The sequence below is a fragment of the Actinospica sp. genome, assembly GCF_035552695.1.
Classification (GTDB): Bacteria; Actinomycetota; Actinomycetes; order Streptomycetales; family Catenulisporaceae; genus Actinospica.
This window is the reverse complement of sequence record NZ_DASZKT010000189.1, coordinates 1-19,742: the sequence shown is the minus strand read 5'-3', so window position 1 is coordinate 19,742 and position 19,742 is coordinate 1. Positions and strand designations below refer to the sequence as shown.

Here is a 19,742-nt window from a genome sequence, read left to right as displayed (position 1 = left end):
GATGAGATCCCACGAAGACATCCGAACCGCGTTGCCGGAGTCCTCCGGTCAAGGTAGTGCCGGCGGCAATCGTGGGATCCTGCGCAGACTCGGGGAGTTCTCGGCCCGCCGGAGCGTGCTGGTCATCGTGCTCTTCCTGGCCGGGCTCGGCGTGCTGCAGGGGCTGAATCACTCGTTCGGCGGTACGTACTCGGATGACTTCTCGCTGCCAGGCACCCAGTCGTACGACGGCGCCCAGGTGCTGGCGCAGCATGCCGCGACTTTCGGCGGGACCGGTGCCCAGATCGTGCTGTACGACGGCTCCGCCCCGCTCAGTTCGGCGCAGAGCCAGGTCGACCAGGCGGTCACCTCGCTCCAGCACCTCCCGCACGTGCTGTCCGTGCAGAGTCCGCTGCCCGGGTCGTCCGCGCAGCAGAACGCCGCCGCGCTGTCCAAGGATGGCAAGACCGGCTACATCACCATCCGCTTCGCCGCCACGCCCACCACGTACGGCACCTCGTACCTCGACGGCGTGGACGCGGCGGTCGCCCCGCTGCGCGCCGCGGGAGTCGAGGTCGAATACGGTGGCCCGCTCGGCGAACTCGCGCGGCCGAAGGCGACCGAGCTGACCAGCGAGGCCATCGGCTTCGGAGTGGCGATCATCGTGCTGCTCATCGGCTTCGGCAGCGTCATCGCCTCGGGGGTGCCGCTCGTCACGGCGCTGATCAGTGTGATCGCGGGACTGGCCGCGCTCGGCCTGATCGCGGCCGCCTTCACCTTCGCCAGCGTGTCGCCGACGCTCGCCACGATGATCGGCCTCGGCGTGGGGATCGACTATGCCCTGTTCCTGGTCACCCGACATCGGCAGCAGGTGATGGACGGGATCGACCCGGTGCACGCCGCCGGTCGCGCGGTGGCCACCTCGGGTCGCGCCGTGCTGGTCTCCGGCTGCACGGTCATCGTCGCGCTCGCGGGCCTGTACGTATCCCGGATCCAGTTCATCGGACGGCTCGGCGCCGCCGCCGCGGTCACCGTCGTCACCGCGGTCATCGGCGCGCTGGTGCTCGTGCCCGCGCTGCTCGGCTTGCTCGGTCGGCGGATCGACAAGTTCAGCGTCCGCAAGCCCATCGCGGAACGCGAGGAGGGCGAAGCGGCCGGGGGGATCGCGCAAGGCCCCTGGCACCGCTACGCGCTGCGTGTGCAGCGACGACCCTGGTGGTTCCTCGCCGGCGGTGTGATCGTCCTCGGCATCCTGGCCATCCCGCTGTTCTCCATCCAGCTCGGGCACATCGGCGACGGAGCCGACCCGGCGAGCTTCACCGATCGGCGTGCCTACGACCTGATCGCGACGGGCTTCGGCCCCGGCGCCAACGGCCCGCTGACGATCGCCGTCGACCAGACCGCGGTCCCGCAGGCCGACCGCTCCGCGCTCTCCGGCAAGTTGCAGCAGAGCCTCACCAACGTCCCCGGCGCGGCCAGCATCAGCCCGCCGCAACCGGTCGGCGACGGTGACATCCTCGTCTCCACGGCCATTTCGAAGACCTCGCCGCAGGACCCGTCGACCAAGGTCCTGTTCAACACCCTGAAAAACAACGTGCTGCCGACCGCCGTCAGCGGTACGAGTGCCGTGCCCTACGTGACGGGTACGACCGCGGCGCAGATCGACTTCGGGGAGCTCATCTCCAGTCGGCTGCTGCTGATCATCGTGGTCGTCGTCGCCCTCGCCTTCATCATCATCCTGTGCGTCTTCCGCGGGCCCCTCGTGGCGCTCAAGGCCGCCGTGCTCAACCTGGTCTCGATCGCCGCGTCCTACGGGGTGGTGGTCGCGGTCTTCCAGTGGGGCTGGGGAGGCCCGGCGCTCGGCGTCTCCGGCACGGTGCCGATCGAGAGCTATGTCCCGATGATGATGTTCGCCATCGTATTCGGCCTGAGCATGGACTACGAGGTCTTCCTGCTCTCCCGCGTGCACGAGAGTTGGCTGGAGACCGGAGAGAGCAGGGCCAGCGTGGCCCACGGCCTCGAGGTGACGGCCCGGGTGATCACGTGCGCCGCGCTGATCATGGTGAGCGTGTTCGCCGCGTTCCTGCTCGACAACAACATCGTCGTCAAGATGCTCGGCCTCGGACTCGCCGTCAGTGTCCTGATCGACGCCACCATCGTCAGACTGCTGCTGGTGCCCGCCGTGATGACGCTGCTCGGCCGCTGGGCGTGGTGGACCCCGCGCTGGCTCGACCGGATCCTGCCGCACATCGACGCGGAGGGCACCGGCGTGGACCTCGTGGCACCGAAGGACGAGTAAAAGCCCAGGCAAGCGAGCGTGACCATGCGTCAAGTGCCCCGTCAAGACCCCCGGATGGAGTAGCCGAGACCCCGCGCCGGGCCGCCGTGCGCCGGGGCCGAACCTAGGCTGGTGATCGTTTACGCCTCACCCGAGGGCGGCGAGGCGACAACCGTCGAGGAGGTCCCATGAGCGCACCGACGACGACAGCCCCCCGCACGCCGCAGGTCGCCGAGCCGCGGCCGCGTCCCTCGCTGATCAGCCACGTGGAGAACGGCTGGGCCGCGCTGATCGCCGAGTTCGTCGGCACCGCCGTCCTGGTCTTCTTCGCGGTCGGCACCGCCGTGTACGCCGACGTCGCCGCCGGCGTCGTCGGCATCGCGCTGGCCTTCGGCTTCGTGCTGATCGCGCTCGTGTACACGATCGGCACCGTCTCCGGCTGCCACGTCAACCCCGCCGTGACCCTCGGCATGGTGCTCTCCGGCCGGATGAACGCGATCTGCGGCGTGCTCTACGCGATCGCGCAGTTCTGCGGCGGCATCATCGGCGCCCTGCTGCTCTACTGGGTCTCGCACACCGTGCTCGGGCGCACCGGCGGCCCGTTCAGCCGCAGGTCCTTCGGCTCCAACGGATACGGCGCCAACTCGGACCTGCACATCAGCACCGGCGGCGCGTTCCTGGTGGAGATCATCCTCACCGCGCTGCTGATCATCGTCGTGCTGGGCGTCACCCACGGGCCCGGCGTCAAGGGCCTCGAGGGCGTGGCCATCGGCACCGCCCTGACCGCGATCCACCTCGTGGGCATCCCGCTCACCGGCACCTCCGTCAACCCCGCCCGCTCCCTCGGCCCCGCGATCTTCGCCGACGACAACGCGCTCAGCCAGGTGTGGCTGTTCATCGTCGCGCCCCTGTGCGGCGCCGTGGTCGGCGTCCTCGTGCACACCGCCCTCCGCGGCTACAAGAACGCCCAGCAGCAGGACGCCGAAACGCCGGCCGCCTGAATTCCGAAGACCGGCACGAGCGCCGGGTGTTGATCGCGCCGCAGCTGAAATGCTCAGCCGAGGCCTTTGAGTTTCCGGCGGACGTCCTCGACATCGGAGTGCTGGAGCTCCTCGAAGATGGTCTCGGCTTGTTCCCAGACATCTCGGGCGGCGTCGTGGTCGCCGGTGGCGTCGTACGCGTCGCCGAGGCGGGAGAGGGTGCCGGCTTGCTCATAGCGGTTCCTGGCCATGCTGAACAGGTCGAGGGCCTGGCGGTAGCACTCGATCGCCTGCCTGTGGTGGCCGAGGTGGTGGTGGGCGTGGCCGAGGCTGTCCCGGATGCCGGCCTCGAGGACCTGGCTGGACGGACCGCGATCCGCTTCCGGCGCCTCTCGGCAGCAGGCCAGGGCATCCTGGCAGTAGGCCACCGCCTGCTCGTAGTCGCCGAGCTGCGAATAGGTCCAGCCGATCGAGTTGAGCATGCCGGCCTGTCCGAGGCGGTCTCCGGCCTCGCGGTAGGCCGACAGCGCCCGCTGCACGTGTTCGATCGATTCTTGATAGCGGCCCTGTCCGCGGAGCAGCGTCCCCAGCATGTAGTTGACACGGGCCTGGCCGATGAGGTCTCCGACCTGCCGGTAGAGCGCTGCGGCGGACTCGAGACGGGCTTGGGCCTCCGGGTGGTTCTGGGCGAAGACGTGGGCCTGGCCCAGGTGGCGGTGCGCATGGGCCTGATCGGTCAGGTCGCCGCGGCGCTCGGCGGCGGCCAACGCGTCGGTCTGGGTGGCCCGGTAGTCGTGCCAGTGCCCGCCCCGGAAGAGGAAGATCGACACGAACTCGGCGAGCCGGCAGACGTGGGTGTCCAGGCCGTGGGCGGCGGCTCGGGTGATGGCGGCGAGCACGACCGGGTGTTCGGCGGTGAACCAGTCCCATGCCTGCTGGTTGTCGGCGAGGGCCTCCGGGGTCACGCCGGGCTCGAGTTGGGGGACGGATGTCGGAAATCCGTACGAGTTGAGTACTCGGGTGGCGTCGTACGCGGTGTGGACGTAGTGGTCGAGTGCTCGGCGCAGCGCCTGTTCGCGCTCTTGGTCGGTGTCGTGGGTGTGGGTCTGCTCGGTGGCGTAGAGGCGGAGCAGGTCGTGGAAGGTGTAGCGGCCGGGAGTGTGTTCGGTGAGCAGGTGGGCGCGGGTGAGTTCGTCCAGGGCGGCGCGTGCCCGGTCGCGGTCGACGGCGGCGAGGCTGGCGGCGGCCGGGACGGTGATGTCAGGACCGGGATGCGTGCCCAGCAGCCGGAACAGCCGGGCGGCCGCGTCGCCCAGAGCCTGGTAGGACCAGGAGAAGACCGCGCGCACGTTCGCGGCGGGGTCGCCGACGTCGAGGGCGGAGAGCCGGCCGCGGGCCTCGCGAAGTTCGGCGGCGAAGGCACTGAGCGGGAAGCCAGGGCGCATGGCGGCGCGAGCGGCGGTGATGTTCAGGGCCAGCGGCAGGTACGCGCACAGTTCGATGAGTTCTTCGGTGGTGTCGTCGGCCTCCACCCGCGCCGCGCCGAGGCGGCGGGTGAGCAGTTCGCGGGCTTCGTGCGCGGTGAGCAGGTCCAGAGTCAGGCTGTGGGCGCCGTCGAGCGCGATCAGTCCGGTGAGCTTGTCGCGGCTGGTGACCAGGACCAGGCAGCCGGGCGTGCCGGGAAGCAGGGGCCTGACCTGCTCGGGGTCGTGGGCGTTGTCGAGCACGATGAGGACGCGTTTGCCGGACAGAGTGCTGCGATACAGCCCGGCTTGTGCTTCGAGGCCGGCCGGGATCCGGGCGCTCGGCACGGCGAGGACGTCGAGGAATCCGCGCAGTGCGGTCGTGGCCGGCAGCGGTGGGCCGGCGGGATCGAAGCCGCGCAGGTTGACGTAGAGCGCGCCGTCGGGGAACTGGGCGGCGTGGCGGTGGGCCCAGTGCACGGCGAGGGCGGTCTTGCCGATTCCGGCGGTGCCGCCGATGGCGGTGACCACGACGGTGCGCGCGGCCTGTGCGGCCAGCGTGGTCAGGGCTCGAACGTGGTCGGCGCGTCCGGTGAAGTGGGCGATGTCGGCCGGCAGTTGCGCCGGTACGGGTGTGGGCGCGGCGACGTCGGCGGGTGCGCGGGAGGGGGCTGGTGCCGGTGCGGGTGCGGGGGTGAGCAGGGTGGGGTCCATGGCCAGGATCCGCTGGTGGATCGCGCGCAGTCCGGGTCCGGGGTCGACTCCCAGTTCCTCGTCGAGCAGCAGGCGGGTCTGCTGGTAGGCATCGAGCGCCTCGGCTTGCCTGCCGGCGCGGTAGAGCGCGAGCATCTGCAGTTCCCGCAGGCGTTCGCGCAGCGGGTGGGCCGCGGTCAACGTGGCGAGGTCGGTGGCGGCCTGGTCGTAGGAGCCGAGGTCGACGAGGGTGGCGAGGTGTTCTTCCTGGGCGGTGAGGCGTAGTTCGTTGAGCCGGGTGCGTTGCGCGACTGCGTAGGGTCCGGGGATGCCGGCGAGCGCGGGGCCGGTCCACAGGGCCAGCGCCTGGGCGTAGAGGTCGGCCGCGGCGGCCGGGTCCGCGTCCTCGCGGGTGTGGCGGGCCTCGGTGATCAGTCGGTTGAAGCGCGTCAGGTCGCATGCTCGCGTATCCAGGTCGAGGGCGTATCCGCCGCCCACGAACCTGATCTCGCCTGGTCCTTCGCGTCCGAGGGCAAGCCGCAGCCGGTGGATGTAGACGCGGATCGCGTGCATCGCGCTGGCCGGCGGCTGCTCACCCCAGATCGCGTCGATCAGGCCCTCCGAGGTCACCTGGGCGCCCTGGTGCACCAGCAGCGTCGCGAGCACGGCACGCTGCTGCGGGGATCCCAACCCCAACTCCGCCTGCCCCTGCCAGGCCCGAACCGGACCCAGAACCGCGAACCGCACGTCCTGCACGACATACTCCCAACCACAAAGGCGGTCGTTGTATCGGAGATCATGCTACTGGTCTCCGACAGGGCGTCAGGAGCTTCGGATACGGTCGGCGCAGTCGTGTGGCCTGTCAGTCGGAAGGGGAGTGGAGCAACGCATGATCGAATTGGGTGCGGACGGAGGCAGGGGCGGTGTCGTCACCGATGCGGGCTTCTTCGCGTTGTGGGACCCGGCGAAGTTCCACGAGATCGACGACTTCGACAGCTGGGAGTCGGAGGTGTTCGACGAGCTGGAAGACCACGAGGACGCGGGAGCGATCGTCTCGTTCCACGACGCGGACGGCGTCTACCAGCTCGTCGTGCGGATCGGCTCGGCGACGGCGCCGGCTCGGCTGGACGAACGTGAAGCGCGGTACCGCGGCACCGTCACCGGCCCCCATCTCTTCGTCTCCGCCGGTGCCGCGATGATCAGCGGCATCGAATACGTCGGCGACAGCCAGGATGTCGGCTTGCGTGTCGACCTGCCCGCCGGCCGGTGGAGCGTCGTGGTGACACGCATCGACTGGGAGTCCGAGCCCGACAGCCGCGACGGCGACGGGAAGCCGTCGCCGAACGCGCTGCCCGACTTCGTGGTCGTGATCAATCCGGAGGACGCGGCCGGCGCGGACACCGGGTCGCGCTGAAAGATTCAACACGTCGACGGCACTCGACCCGTCCCGGGTTCCCCGCCGGAACGCACCCGGGACGGGTCGAGAATCGTGATCAGCCCTCGCCGAGGTACGTGTCGCGCACGCGCTGGTCGGCGAGCAGTTGGGCGCCGGTGCCCTCGAGGACGATCCTGCCTGTCTCGAGGACGTATGCGTAGTCGGCTATCGAGAGTGCGGACTGGGCGTTCTGCTCGACCAGCAGGATCGTCGTTCCCGCGGCCTTCAGTTCCGCGATGGTCCGCATGATCTGCTGCATCATGATCGGTGACAGCCCCATGGACGGTTCGTCGAGCATCAGTAGCCTCGGGTGGCACATCAGAGCCCTGGCGATGGCCAGCATCTGCTGCTCGCCTCCGGACAGCAGCCCGGCCGCCTGATCGCGGCGCTGGCCCAGGATGGGAAAGCGCTCGTAGGCCTGGTCCAGGTCCGAGCTGAGGTCGGCGTTGCGCCGCAGGAACGCGCCGAGCCGCAGGTTCTCCTCGACCGACATGCGCGGGAAGATGCGCCGCGCTTCCGGACAGTGCGCGAGTCCCAACCCGACGATCCGGTGCGCCGGGGTGCGCTCGATCGCGTGGTCTTCGAAGCGGATCATCCCGGCAGTGGGCCGGAGCAGCCCGGAGAGCGTGCGCAGCGTCGTCGTCTTGCCGGCGCCGTTGGTTCCGAGCAGCGCGACCGTCTGCCCCTGCTCCACCTCCAGCGAGATCCCCTTGACGGCCTCGATCTCACCGTAGGCGACGTGCAGGTCCTGGACCTTCAGAAGAGCCGTCATCGGACTTCGTCCACCTCCTGGTACGGCGTTCCGAGGTACGTGGCGACCACCCGCTCGTCCGCCCTGACCTGATCGGGAGTTCCTTCGGTCAGCTTGCTGCCTTGTACGAGTACGACGACCCGGTCGCAGAGGTTGAAGATGAACCGCATGTCGTGCTCGATGACGACGATGGACAGGCCGCTGTCTCTGATCCTGAAGACCGTTTCGCGCAGCGCGAGTGTCTCGCTCGGGTTCATCCCGGCCGTCGGCTCGTCCAGCAGCAGGAGGCCGGGGTCGCTCGCCAGGGCGCGGGCGATTTCCAGCTTTCGCTGATCACCGTAGGCGAGGTTGCGTGCCAGGACGGGCGCGTGCTTCGCCAAGCCGAGGAACTCGAGCAGCTCCTCCGACCGCGTCCGCGCCGCACGCTCGGTGCTGCGATAGCGCGGGCCGCGTCCGATCGCGGACAACAGACCCTGCCTGCTGCGACAGTGGTGCCCGACCATGACGTTCTCCAACGCGGTCATGTTCGGAAACAGCCTGATGTTCTGGAACGTGCGCGATACTCCCGCCGCGGCGACCCGGTACGGCTTGGCGGGCAGCTGCTTGCCGCGGAAGTTGATCGAGCCGGATGTCGGGGTGTAGAGGCCGGTCAGGCAGTTGAAGAAGGTGGTCTTGCCGGCTCCGTTGGGGCCGATCAGCCCGACGATCTCGCCCGCGGCGACACTCAGGTCCACGCCGTTGACCGCGGTGAGGCCGCCGAAGCGCATCGTCACTCCACGCGCCTCCAGAATCGGCGTCGCCGTGCTCTGGGTCAGCAGGGCGCTCATGCGTTCGCCTCGACTTCCTGCAGGTCCGTGCCGACGGCTTCCCGCTGCTCGCCGGCCGGAAGCGACTGTTGGGCGTGCAGCTCCAATTTCCGACGTCGATCGGCGATGAGGCCCTCCGGTCGCAGCCGCATCATCACCACCAGGGCGAGGCCGAACAGCAGCAACTGCTTGTCGCTGAAGAACTGGAGCTTGTAGGGGATCAGGTAGAGCAGCGCCGCGCCGAGGAGCGGGCCGCTGACCGTTCCCATTCCGCCGAGTACCACCGCGGCCAGCAGGAAGGCGGAGTTCGGCGGCGCGGAGGCGCTGAAGGTGTACTGGTCCGGGGTGACGGTGGAGGTCAGATGGCCCTGGATGGTGCCGGCGAGCCCCGCCAGGCCCGCGCCGAGCCCGAAGGCGAGCAGCTTGAACCGGTACCCGTGCACGCCCATCGCCTCGGCGGCCGTCTCATCCTCCCGGATCGCCGCCCAGGCCCGGCCGATCCGCGACTCGTTGACCCGGGAGAAGATGAAGACCACGAGGGCGGTCACCGCGATCAGCAGCAGGTAGTAGTTGGCGAACCTGCCGAAGGCGTGGCCGAGGATGGTGTGCGTCTGCCCGAAGTCGTATCCGAATATGCGCAGGTCCGGGATGCCGTAGATGCCTTCGGGGCCGTTCGTGATCTGCGGGCCTGACTGTCCGTCGAGGTTGTTCATCGTGATGCGGAAGATCTCGCCGAAGCCCAGTGTGACGATCGCGAGGTAGTCGCCGCGCAGGCGCAGCGTGGGCGCGCCGATGATCAGGCCGGCCACCACGGCCACCAGGACACCGATCACCGCCTGCGCCCAGAACGGCAGCACCACGCCCGAGAATCGGGACGCCGCGGTGCCGGAGACCAGCGCGGCCGTGTACGCGCCGACGCCTAGGAAGGCCACGTAGCCCACGTCGAGCAGCCCGGCGAGTCCGACGACGATGTTCAAGCCGAGCGCGACCGTCGCGAAGATCAGGATGTTGTCAGCCACGGTGGTGTAGGCGTCGCTCGTCTGCAAGAACGCGAACAACACCGCGGCCACCAGGCATGCGCAACCGGTGGCGGCGCGGTTCCTCGCCGTCAGCGCGCTGAACCGCTCGAAGACGCCGGACACGGCCAAGCCCCGGCCGGCGAAGCCCGCGGCGAGGCAGAAGCCGATGAACTCCTCGGCGTAACCGGTGCTGATGCCGAAGTCCGCCACGAGCAGCCCGAGCAGTACGACGAGGAAGATCACGCCGACCTGCACCGGACGCGGCGCGGGCCGCGGCGGTGCCGGAGCGCGGACGTCCTTGGGCAATAGATAGGCGCCGACCACGGGTAGCAGGACGGTGAGACCGGCGACCCAAGCGCCCGCGACGAGGTTGGCCAAGCCGCCCAGCTCCCACGCGATGGCGATCAGCACGTACCAGGTGGAGGCGGCGTTGGCCAGCGCGAGTCCGCGCAGCAGCCGCACTCGGCCGCGCGGCACGAGCCAACGCGTCCCGGTCAGGCCCGATGCTCCGACAGCGGAACCGAGGGCGAAGAGCGTCAGGATGCTGACTATGAGCGTGATCAGCTGGTTGCCGCCCGGGTAGCCGTAGACGGCCAGATCGCCGGGGAAAGCCGCCGTCCAGGTCCAGGCGAGAAAGGTGGAGGCGGCCGCGCCGAGAGAGCCGACGGCGATCAGGGCCTTCGCCGCGCGGGGATCGACGTGTCCGCGGACGCGCCGGAAACCGCGTGCTGCCGAGTCGGTGTAAGAAGCCTTAGAGGCCTTGTTCATCGCAGTCACGCCCGATCCGCGACGCGCTCGCCGAGGAGGCCCTGCGGCCGCACCAGCAGCACGAGGATGAGCAGTACGAACGCCCAGACATCCGCCCAGGCTTGGCCGTACTGCGCCGTGGTGTGGAAGTGGGCGAGGACTCCGCTGGAGAGTTCCTCGACCAGGCCGAGAACGATCCCGCCGAGCATCGATCCGCGTACGTTGCCGATGCCGCCGAGCACCGCCGCGGTGAAGGCCTTGAGGCCGGCGACGAAGCCCATGTCGAAGGAGATCTGTCCATAGCGCAGCCCCTGGGTGATCGCGGCGACCGCGGCCAGCGCGGCACCGATCGCGAACGACAGCACGATCATCCGGTCCGTGTCGATGCCCATCAGCCGCGCCGTGTCCGGATCCTGCGCGGTCGCCTGGATCGCGCGGCCGCCCCGGGTGCGCTCGACGAACCACGTGAGGCCGGCCATGCACACCGCGGCCGCCGCCAGCGTGAAGATGTCGGCGGGCTGGACGAGCACGCCGCCGAGGTTGAAGGCCTTGCCGCTGAACGAGGGAAAGGACACCGGGCCCTTCGCGTTCACGCCGCCGGGCAGCCGGTACCACAGCGAGACGACCTGCTGCAGGGCGAGGGAGAGCCCGATCGCGGTGATCAGCGGGGCGAGCCGGGGCGCCGTGCGCAGCGGCCGGTACGCGAGGCGTTCCGCCCCGACCGCGACGACCACGGACACCGCGACGCCGCCGATCAGCATGAGGGGGAGCGCGGCGAGCAGCGGCAGGTGGGCCACGCCCGGGATCCAGGCGTAGACGGTGAGCGCGCCGAAGCCGCCGAGCATGAAGATCTCGCCGTGCGCGAAGTTGATCAACTGGATGACGCCGTAAACCATCGTGTAGCCGACTGCGATCAGTCCGTACATCGCACCCAGCACGAGGCCGTTCTCAACCAGTTGAAGAAGGATTGTGACGGACACGCTGTAGGTTTCCTTGCTTCAAGGCGATTCGGGGACGGGGCGGAGGAGGCGGACCGCGCCGGGCGCGGTCCGCCGTCCCGTCAGCCGGCGAAGGCGGCGGAGTACACCCCGTCGCCCCACGAGCCGTTCTGGATCTTGTACATGGTGATGACCCTGTCGCCGGTGTCGCCGTACTTGTCGAAGGAGACCGGGCCGGTCACGCCGTTGAACGAGACGTTCTGCTCGGCGCCCTCGACCTGCGAGCGGAAGGTGTCGGCGGACGGCATCTTCCCGCCGTCCGCGGACAGCGCCGTCTTGACCGCGAGGATGAGCGACCAGGTGGCGTCGTACGTCGTGCCGCCGTAGATCCCGTACTGCACCGGGAAATTCGCCGCCTGGTACTCGGATATGAAGGTCTTCGCCGTCGACAGCGAGGTCAGCGCGGCGCCGGGGAGCGTCGCGTAGTCACCGTTCGCGGCGCTTCCCGCCGTGCGGATGTAGGTCGGGTCGTCGTTGCCGTCCCCGCCCATCTCCGGAATGTTCAGGCCGCCGGCCTTGAGCTGCTTGGTCAGCGGGGCTCCGGCCGGGTACGAGCCGCCGTAGTAGACGAGCTGCGCGCTGGAACTGCGGATGGCGCTGATCACGGACGTGTAGTCGGTGGTCGTCGGCGTCGCCGTCTGCGCCACGGTCACCTTGCCGCCGAGCCTCGTGAACTCCTGGGTGAAGGTCTCCACCAGGCCGACGCCGTAGGTCTGGCCGTCGTCCACCGTGGCCACGGTGTGGATGCCGAGCGTCTTGTACACGTAGTCGGCGGCGAACGGACCCTGGACCGCGTCCGTGGTGATGTCGCGGAAGAAGGACTTGTACGGCCGCGACGGGGCGGTCTTCCAGTTCGGGCCCTGCGAGAGCGACGGGTTCGTGGTCGCGGGGGAGACCTCGACCATGTTCGCCGCGTTGAACACCGACTGCTCGGACTGGGCCACGGAGGAGTTCATCGGCCCGACCACGCCCACGACGCCGGAGTCGGCGACGAAGGCGGTGGCGTTCTGCTCGCCGATGCTCGCCGTGGCCTCGTCGTCCTTCGCCACCAGCTGGAACGTGACGCCGGGGACCTCCTTCTCCTTGTTGGCGATGTTCACGGCGAGCTGCGCGGAGTATCTGAGGCCCTGGCCGGGCGCCTGCAGGGAACCCGTCAGCGGCGAGTCCACACCGATCTGCACGACGGTGTCGCCGGACCCTGACGAACCACTGGACGCGACTGACGCGGCACGGCTGCCGCAGCCGGTGACGGCCAAGGCGCATACGCCCGCGAGGGCGCCAAGTGTCGCCACGTGGCGTCGAAACATGATGAAACTCCTTCATTGTTGTATTTGCCCGCGGGAACGGCTGATGCCGGAGCATCGTCGAAGGCAGTGATGGCAGCGAGAGGCATGACTTCGGTCACCGGATCGGGGAACCCCCGCCGCCCGTCATTGGGCGAGGTGCCTTCTGCCCGGAACCCCGAGTACGCCCCGTCCTTCGCGCCGCCGCTCTGTGGTGGGGAGCGTGCGGAACCGCCGCTCCGCGGGTCGGGAGCGGCTGTTGACCGCCGACGTACACGTCGGCCGACCGGTAGGGGAGTACGCGGCGGGCAACATGGGGGATTCGTCGTCGCGCATCATCGTGGTCTGAGCCGGTCAACGAAAAATAGACGGCTGATCAACGCGCGGCGGGCCCCGGCCGTCGATGGCCGGGAGGGCAAGGCTTACTGCCCGTTCGGGCATCGCCGTTCGCCGCCGGATCCGCGCGTGGTCGACTGGTCCGGCCACCGCCCGTCCCGCCGACGGCGCGGTGGCGCACAGCTTTCCCTGGACGGAAAGAAAGTGGGACCGCACCATGGCTATGCCCATTACGGCGATGCTCATGCTCTATATCAGGCCGGAGTGCCGCGAGGCCTTCATCGAGGCGGTGGGCGAGGTCCTCCTCCAGGCCCGCGAGGAACCGGGTTGCCTCTTCCTGCACGCGCAGGAGGTGGTGGACGAGCCGGGAACGTTCGTGCTCCTCGAGCGCTGGCGCGACCTCGAAGAGTACCGGGACGTGGTGTTGCAGCAGGAGTACTTCAAGTCGTACCTCGAGCTGAGCGAGTCGATGTACGCCAAGCCCCGCGTCGTCACGGTCCTGAACCCGGTCGCCTGAAACAGGAACCTGACGGTCGAGCCGTCTTCTTCCGGCGGCTCAGGTAAGGCCTTTGAGTTTCCGGCGGACGTCCTCGGCCTCGGAGCGCCTGAGGTCCTCGAAGATGGTCTGGGCTTGTTCCCATACCGTGCGGGCGGCGTCGTGGTCGCCGCCGGCGAGGTACGTATCGCCGAGGTTGGTGAGGGAGCAGGCTTCGTCGTAGGGATGGTTGGTCTCGCGCAGTATGACGAGGCCGCGGCGGTAGGCTTCGACGGCTTGCCGGTACTGGCCGAGCTGGTGGTGGACGTAACCCAGGCTGTCCCAGGTCCGGCCCTGAATCGGCTCGCTGTTCTGCACGCTCCGGCACAGTTCCAGTGCTTCCCGGCAGAGTGTCAGTGCTCGCTGATGGTCGCCGAGTTGCGAGTGGAACCAGCCGATCACGTTGAGGGTGTTGGCCTGCCCGAAGCGGTCTCCGGCCTCGCGGTAGAGCGCCAGGGCCGACTCCGCCTGCTCGAGCGCTTCGCGGTGCAGGCCCTGGCCGTCGTACAGCATTCTCCGCGTGTGGTGGACGCGGGCCTGGTCGGACGGACTGCCGAGCTGCCGGTAGAGCTCGGCGGCCTGGTCAAGGTGGGTGTGGGCGGCAGGATAGTCCTCGGTCAGCACGTACGCGTGGGCCAGCCGGCGGTGCGCGCCGGCCATCTTGGCGAGGTCGCCGAGGCGTCGGGCGGCGGCCACTGCTTCGGTCTGGATGGCTCGGTAGTCATGCCAGAATCCGCCCTGCTCGAGGTAGATCGTCAGACTCCAGGAGAATTGGCAGACGTGGATGTCGAGGCCGTGTGCGGCGGCTTGGGCGATGGCGGAGAGCAGTGCCTGGTGTTCGGCGGCGCACCAGTCCCATGCCTGGCGGGAGTCGGCGAGGGCTTCGAGCGTGACACCGGGTTCGGGTGCGGCCAGATCGCTCGGGACTCGAACCGGATCCAGGAGCAGTGAGGCGGAGTAGGCGGTGTGCAGGTAGTGGTCAAGTACCCGGCGTAGTGCCTGGTCGCGATCTTCGTCGGCGTCGAGGGTTCGGGCTTGTTCGGCGGCGTAGAGGCGGAGCAGGTCGTGGAAGGTATAGCGGCCGGGAAGGTGCTCGATCAGCAGGTGCGCGCGGGTGAGTTCGTCTATGGCGGCGCGTGCCACGTCGTGGTCGACGGCGGCGAGGCTGGCGGCGGCCGGAACGGTGAAGTCAGGGCCGGGGTGCACGCCCAAGAGCCGGAACATTCGGGCGGCGGCGTCACCGAGGGTCTGGTAGGACCAGGAGAAGACCGTGCGCACGTCCGCCGCCGGGTCGCCGGCGTCCAGGACGGCGAGCCGGTCGCGGGCCTCGCGCAACTCGGCGGCGAACACGGCCAGCGGGAAGCCGGGTCGGGCGGCGGCGCGGGCGGCGGTGATGTTCAACGCCAGCGGCAGCCGCGCGCACAGTTCGATCAGCTCGTCCACGGTGCCGGGTTCGGCATCCGCGCGCTCGTCGCCCAGCCGGCCGGCCAGCAGGTCGCGGGCCTCGTGCGGGGCGAGCAGATCCAGGGTCAGGCTGTGCGCGCCGTCGACCGCGACCAGTCCCGCGAGCTGGTCGCGGCTGGTGATCAGCACCAGGCAGCCGGGCGTGCCGGGAAGCAGCGGCCTGACCTGGTCGGCGTCGCGGGCGTTGTCGAGCAGGATCAGCATCCGCTTGCCGGACAGCAGGCTGCGATACAGCCCGGCCTGGGCCTCGGGACCGGAGGGGACCCGCGCGGCGGGCACGCCGAGGGCGTCGATGAACCCGCGGACCACCGCCCCGGCCGCCATCGGGGAGCCCGTGGGATCGAAACCTCGAAGGTTTGCATACAGCGCGCCGTCGGGGAACAGCCCGGCATTCCGGTGCGCCCAGTGCACCGTGAGCGCGGTCTTGCCGATCCCCGCGGAACCGCCGATCGCCGAGACCACCACCGTGGCCCCGGCCCGGCCGGCCAGCGCGGTCAAGGCCGCGAAGTGCTCGGCGCGCCCGGTGAAATGGGCCACGTCGGCCGGCAGCTGTGCCGGGACGGGCGTGCCGGGACCGGCCGGTGCGGCTGTTGGGGCCGCTAGGGTCGCCGCGGGTGCCGGAGCCGGTGCGGGCGCGGGTTCGAGCAGGTCGGGGTCCATCGCCAGGATGCGCTCGTGCATCGCGCGCAGGCCGGGCCCGGGATCGACCCCCAGCTCCTCCCTCAGCAGCAGCCGGGTCCTCCCGAACGCCTCGAGCGCCTCGGCCTGCCGACCGGCGCCGTAGAGCGCGAGCATCTGCAACTCCCGCAGGCGCTCACGCAGCGGATGGGCCTCGGCCAGCGCGGAAAGCTCCGTGGCGGCCTGATCATACCGTCGGAGGTCCATGACGGCCGCCAGGTGCTCCTCCTGCGCGCTCAGCCGCAGCTCTTTCAACCGGCCGCGCTGCGTGGCGGCATACGGTCCGGGCACGCCCGCGAGCGCAGGTCCGGTCCACAACTCAAGACCCTCGGCGTACAGATCCGTCGCGACGGCCGGATTCCCGTCCGCGCGGGCCTGCCGAGCCTCGGCGAGCAACTGCGTGAAGCGCGTCAGATCGCACAGTTGCGCATCGACATCCAGGGCGTATCCGCCGCCCACCGACCTGATCTGCCCCGGCTCTTCCCGCCCCAACGCCTGCCGCAGCCGGTGAACGTACACGCGGATCACATGAAACGCGGTGTCCGGCGCCCGATCCCCCCACACTCCGTCGACCAGACCCTCCGATGTCACCTGCGCGCCCTCATGCACGAGCAACATCGCCAACACCGCACGCTGCTGAGGCGACCCCAGCTTCACCTCCGCGTCTCCCCGCCAGGCGCGAACCGGACCCAAAACGGCGAACCGCACATGTTCCATCGTTCGCGCACTCCCAACCCAGAAGCGAGACGCCACGACTCGACTTTGGTGCCCGACTCTACTGAGCCATCCCGTTCAAGGGCGCATGGAGAGCGTCGCTGACCGCGGAGCGCTTCGAAAACCCTTGGACGACTCCGCGGCCGTCACGGGAGACTGAGAGCTCTGACGGCGGCATGCCGCTCAATCCTGGGACATGATGAGGAGGCGGCGTGATGGGCATTTCACGCGAGGACGAGAGCGAGGAGAAACCGGACAAGGGTTCGGTGATGCTCGCGGTGCGCTATTACCGGCGCGAGCTGACCAGGCTCTGGCGGCTCACGCTGCCGGCCATGCTGGGGCCCGCCTTGGGCAACATCGGTGTCCTCTACCTCGCACCGCTGCTCGTGGCGCGGCTTGTCACCCGAATCACCGAAAATGCCCACCTCACTCTCGGCGCGGCGTTTCCCTATGTGCTCGGGTTCACCGGCATTCTGCTGTTCTCCGAGGTGCTCTGGCGAATCGGCATGCACTATCTGAACCGCCTCGACGCCCTCGGCATCGAACACCTGTATGTGGTGGGCCTGGACGAGCTGTTCGCCAAGGACTCCGCGTTCTTCCATGACAACTTCGCCGGCTCGCTGACGAAGCGCGTCCTGAGCTTCGCGTCCCGGTTCGAGCAGACCGCAGACACGCTGGTGTTCGAGGTCGTGGGCAACTTCGTCCCGCTGGCCTTCGGCTCGGTAGTGCTGTGGCACTACGACCCGTGGCTCGTGATCGTGCTCTTGGGCATGATCGCGGTCACGAGTTTGGCCGTGGTTCCGATCATTCGCCGTCGACAAGCGCTGGTCGACTCGCGCGAAGCGGCTATCGCCCGTGTCGCGGGGCATGTCGCGGACAGCCTGTCGAACATGGACACCGTCCGCGCCTTCGCCGCCGAAGACCGCGAGGCCGCCGAACACCGCTCCCGAGTCGCGCAGGCGAAGCACCTCTCAGTGCGCTCGTGGGACTACAGCAACCTGCGCGTCGACACGCTGATCGCGCCGATGTCGGTGCTGACCAACGGCCTCGGCCTGCTGCTGGCGGTCACGCTAGCCACACGAGGCCAGGGAGTGGCGGCGATCGTGGTCGTCTTCTCCTACTATTCGAACGCGACGCGGATCATGTTCGAATTCAGCCGGATCTATCGCAATATGGAAAGCTCGATGACCGAGGCCGCGCAGTTCACCACCCTCATGCGCACGCCCCCGACCGTGCTCGACCCGGTGCAGCCGCAGCCGCTGACGGCTCGGCCCGCCGACGTCCGCTTCGAGCGGGTGACGTTCGGATACGGCAGCGGCTCGCCGCTTTTTCAGGAGCTTGACCTGGCCGTGCCCAGCGGGGCCAGAATCGGACTGGTGGGCCGGTCCGGCGGCGGCAAGAGCACGCTCACCAAGCTGCTGCTGCGGATGACCGACATCGACGGCGGCAGGATCCTGATCGGCGGCCAGGACATCCGCGACCTGCGCCAGGCCGACCTGCGCAATCAGATCGCCTACGTGCCCCAGGACCCGGCGATGTTCCACCGTTCGCTGCGCGACAACGTCGCGTTCGCCCGGCCGGGCGCCACCGAGGCCGAGATCCGCCGCGCGGCCGAGGCCGCGCACGTCGCCGAGTTCGTCGACGCCCTGCCGGACGGCTACGACACGATGGTGGGCGAACGCGGCGTGAAGCTCTCCGGCGGGCAACGCCAGCGCGTCGCCCTCGCCCGGGCCATCCTGCGCGACGCCCCGATCCTGCTGCTCGACGAAGCAACCAGCGCCCTGGATTCCGAGAGCGAGATCCTCGTCCAGGAGGCACTCTGGCGGCTGATGGAAGGGCGCACCGCCCTCGTGGTCGCGCACCGCCTGAGTACCGTCGCCGGCATGGACCAGCTCGTCGTCCTCGACCGCGGCCGGATCATCGAGCAGGGCACCCATCACGAACTGCTCGCCACCAAGGGCGCCTACGCGAAACTCTGGCAGCACCAGTCGGGCGGCTTCCTCAGCGAGACCCCCGCGGAGGTCGGCGCGAACGCCTGATAGTGCCCATCAAGGGTTGATGCCGTCGTACTGCAGCGCCCAGTACGGCCGGTCGCCGATGGTACCGTCCCACTGGGAGACGATCAGCGTTAGCGAGTCGGCGTTCGCGCTGCCGGGGTGGATGTATCCGCCGTAGAGGTGGGGCACCACAAGCCCGGAGATCTGCACGGTGGGGTTGGTCCACACCTTGTCGGGACGGGTGGCGGTACGGGTGCTGATCGAGTAGTTGCCGCAGTCGAAGTAGCTCATGCAGTACGTGCCGCCGATGTTCTTGACGGAGAACTCGCCGATGTTGTCGCCCTGCAGGATGATCGACGGCGGCGCGCTGGTCGTCCACGTCCAGGCGCCGTTGACGTAGGCCCAGTTCTGCTGCGCGCCCCAGTTTCCGTTGTAGAAGTCGGTGGGCTGATAGCGGAAGAGCTGGATCGCGCCGCCGTCGCCGGCGTTGTTGTGTGAGCCGTTCCAGCGCTTGGAGAAGATGTACAGCCAGCCGTCCGCGTCGATGCCCGCGAACGACCACATCATGTACAGCGACTGGTCGACGCCGCGGGCGTTGCCGTTCCAGCGCCAGCTGGTGAGGTCCTGCCAGGTCACGCCGTAGTCGTCGGAGTAGGCGATCCCGGAAAGCAGAGAGCCGTCGCCCTTCGAGGCCCAGTTGTTGACCGAGGTGTACTGGATGAACGTACGTCCATTGATCTCGATGCAGTCGTTCGGGATCCGGCTGACCTCGTACCCCCAGCCGTTGTCCGCGTTGTGGGTGTAGTTGAAGAGCTGGGCCGCCTTCCCGCTGGTGGGCATCGCCCAGGTGAACGAGATCGGCGAGCCGCCGGACGAGTCGAAGCTGTTCTGGCAGAGCATCGCCGGCGAACCGAGGTAGGTCCCGTTCGCCTGGTCCATCCCGGAGTACGAGTCGCCCCAGACGTAGCCCCAGGTCCCGTCGTGCCCCCGGTAGTACGGGATGCAGAGGTCGCCGGAGCCGAGCCCCTGCACGCTCGCCGAGTCTCCCGAGTTGTCGCAGAGCGCCGTCCCGTTCTGCGCCGCCGACGCTGATGTGGCGCCGAACGGGCTGCCGATCGCCAGACCGGTTCCCGCCGCTACGCCGAGGCCCACCTTGATCGCTGATCGTCGGCTCACACGACGGCACCCAGCAGGTGCTTCTGGCGGCCAACGAGTACCACGGGATCGAGAACACCCAGGGCCAGGCCGACACGCAGGCCGCGCTCGTCAACGCGTACTGCGCCCTGTAGTTCGTTCACGGATACCGGTGCCCGTGCCCGGGGCTGCGATCAGCTCCGGGCATCACGGACTGGACCGAGATCGGCGGGCCCGCCGCCGCGATCGCCGCAGGAGGCTGACCGACTCGGCTCGGCTGCTCAGGCTCCCTGGTTCGCCGGCGAAGCCGTTCACGCACAGCGGCCCGGGCGGTCACCCGATCGCCCCGCCGAGCTCGTCGCGCCGGGCGAGCAGGTAGGCGTGTTCCGCCTGGTTGCCGGTGAGCCGGGCCGCGGCGTCGAAGGCCTGCCGGGCCTCGCCGGTCCGCCCGA

The 19,742-nt window shown here is 69.2% G+C and carries 13 protein-coding genes; 5 read left to right on the top strand and 8 right to left on the bottom strand.

Annotated features, from left to right (window positions below):
- Nucleotide 1 precedes the first annotated feature (1 nt).
- Together VG296_RS21965 and VG296_RS21960 are read left to right on the top strand one after the other, a co-directional pair.
- Nucleotides 2-2,278 carry an MMPL family transporter gene (locus VG296_RS21965; protein ID WP_325568544.1) on the top strand — a complete coding sequence of 759 codons (2,277 nt, stop codon included), beginning with the start codon at nt 2-4 and terminating at the stop codon, nt 2,276-2,278.
- A gap of 167 nt (nt 2,279-2,445) precedes the next feature.
- A complete protein-coding gene (locus VG296_RS21960) occupies nt 2,446-3,258 on the top strand; it encodes an aquaporin (protein ID WP_325568542.1) in 813 nt (270 codons plus the stop codon).
- A gap of 53 nt (nt 3,259-3,311) precedes the next feature.
- Here VG296_RS21960 and VG296_RS21955 read toward each other — a convergent pair whose 3' ends face one another.
- Nucleotides 3,312-6,149, bottom strand: a complete 2,838-nt coding sequence (locus VG296_RS21955; RefSeq protein WP_325568540.1) for an AfsR/SARP family transcriptional regulator — start codon at nt 6,147-6,149, stop codon at nt 3,312-3,314.
- 133 nt (nt 6,150-6,282) lie between these two features.
- Between VG296_RS21955 and VG296_RS21950 the strand changes: the two genes are divergently transcribed.
- Nucleotides 6,283-6,807, top strand: coding sequence for a hypothetical protein (locus tag VG296_RS21950; RefSeq protein ID WP_325568538.1), 525 nt, complete (start codon nt 6,283-6,285; stop codon nt 6,805-6,807).
- 79 nt (nt 6,808-6,886) lie between these two features.
- Here VG296_RS21950 and VG296_RS21945 read toward each other — a convergent pair whose 3' ends face one another.
- From VG296_RS21945 to VG296_RS21925, 5 genes are all read right to left on the bottom strand, one after another.
- A complete protein-coding gene (locus VG296_RS21945; RefSeq protein ID WP_325568536.1) occupies nt 6,887-7,600 on the bottom strand; it encodes an ABC transporter ATP-binding protein in 714 nt (237 codons plus the stop codon).
- Entirely contained in the window at nt 7,597-8,406 is an 810-nt protein-coding gene (locus tag VG296_RS21940; RefSeq protein ID WP_325568534.1) for an ABC transporter ATP-binding protein, read from the bottom strand. The genes VG296_RS21945 and VG296_RS21940 overlap by 4 nt, the downstream gene beginning before the upstream one ends.
- Nucleotides 8,403-10,172 (bottom strand): branched-chain amino acid ABC transporter permease, encoded by a 1,770-nt coding sequence (locus VG296_RS21935; protein ID WP_325568580.1) that lies wholly within the window; start codon nt 10,170-10,172, stop codon nt 8,403-8,405. Before VG296_RS21935 ends, VG296_RS21940 begins: the two co-directional genes overlap by 4 nt.
- Nucleotides 10,173-10,177: 5 nt before the next feature.
- Nucleotides 10,178-11,077: a branched-chain amino acid ABC transporter permease gene (locus tag VG296_RS21930; RefSeq protein WP_414641120.1), complete on the bottom strand. Its 900-nt coding sequence runs from the start codon at nt 11,075-11,077 to the stop codon at nt 10,178-10,180.
- A gap of 134 nt (nt 11,078-11,211) precedes the next feature.
- On the bottom strand, nt 11,212-12,456 hold the full coding sequence (locus VG296_RS21925) for a branched-chain amino acid ABC transporter substrate-binding protein (protein ID WP_325568531.1): 1,245 nt from the start codon (nt 12,454-12,456) through the stop codon (nt 11,212-11,214).
- A gap of 529 nt (nt 12,457-12,985) precedes the next feature.
- On the opposite strand from VG296_RS21925, the gene VG296_RS21920 reads away from it, so the two are divergent.
- Complete coding sequence (locus VG296_RS21920) at nt 12,986-13,285, top strand: putative quinol monooxygenase (protein ID WP_325568529.1); 300 nt, start codon at nt 12,986-12,988, stop codon at nt 13,283-13,285.
- Between the two features lie 39 nt (nt 13,286-13,324).
- Here VG296_RS21920 and VG296_RS21915 read toward each other — a convergent pair whose 3' ends face one another.
- Nucleotides 13,325-16,162: an AfsR/SARP family transcriptional regulator gene (locus VG296_RS21915; RefSeq protein ID WP_325568527.1), complete on the bottom strand. Its 2,838-nt coding sequence runs from the start codon at nt 16,160-16,162 to the stop codon at nt 13,325-13,327.
- Nucleotides 16,163-16,374: 212 nt separating this feature from the next.
- On the opposite strand from VG296_RS21915, the gene VG296_RS21910 reads away from it, so the two are divergent.
- Nucleotides 16,375-18,198, top strand: a complete 1,824-nt coding sequence (locus tag VG296_RS21910) for an ABC transporter ATP-binding protein (protein ID WP_325568525.1) — start codon at nt 16,375-16,377, stop codon at nt 18,196-18,198.
- Between the two features lie 9 nt (nt 18,199-18,207).
- Here the strand turns inward: VG296_RS21910 and VG296_RS21905 are convergent, their stop codons facing one another.
- Nucleotides 18,208-19,332, bottom strand: a complete 1,125-nt coding sequence (locus tag VG296_RS21905; RefSeq protein WP_325568523.1) for a DUF4185 domain-containing protein — start codon at nt 19,330-19,332, stop codon at nt 18,208-18,210.
- Between the last annotated feature and the right edge of the window lie 410 nt (nt 19,333-19,742).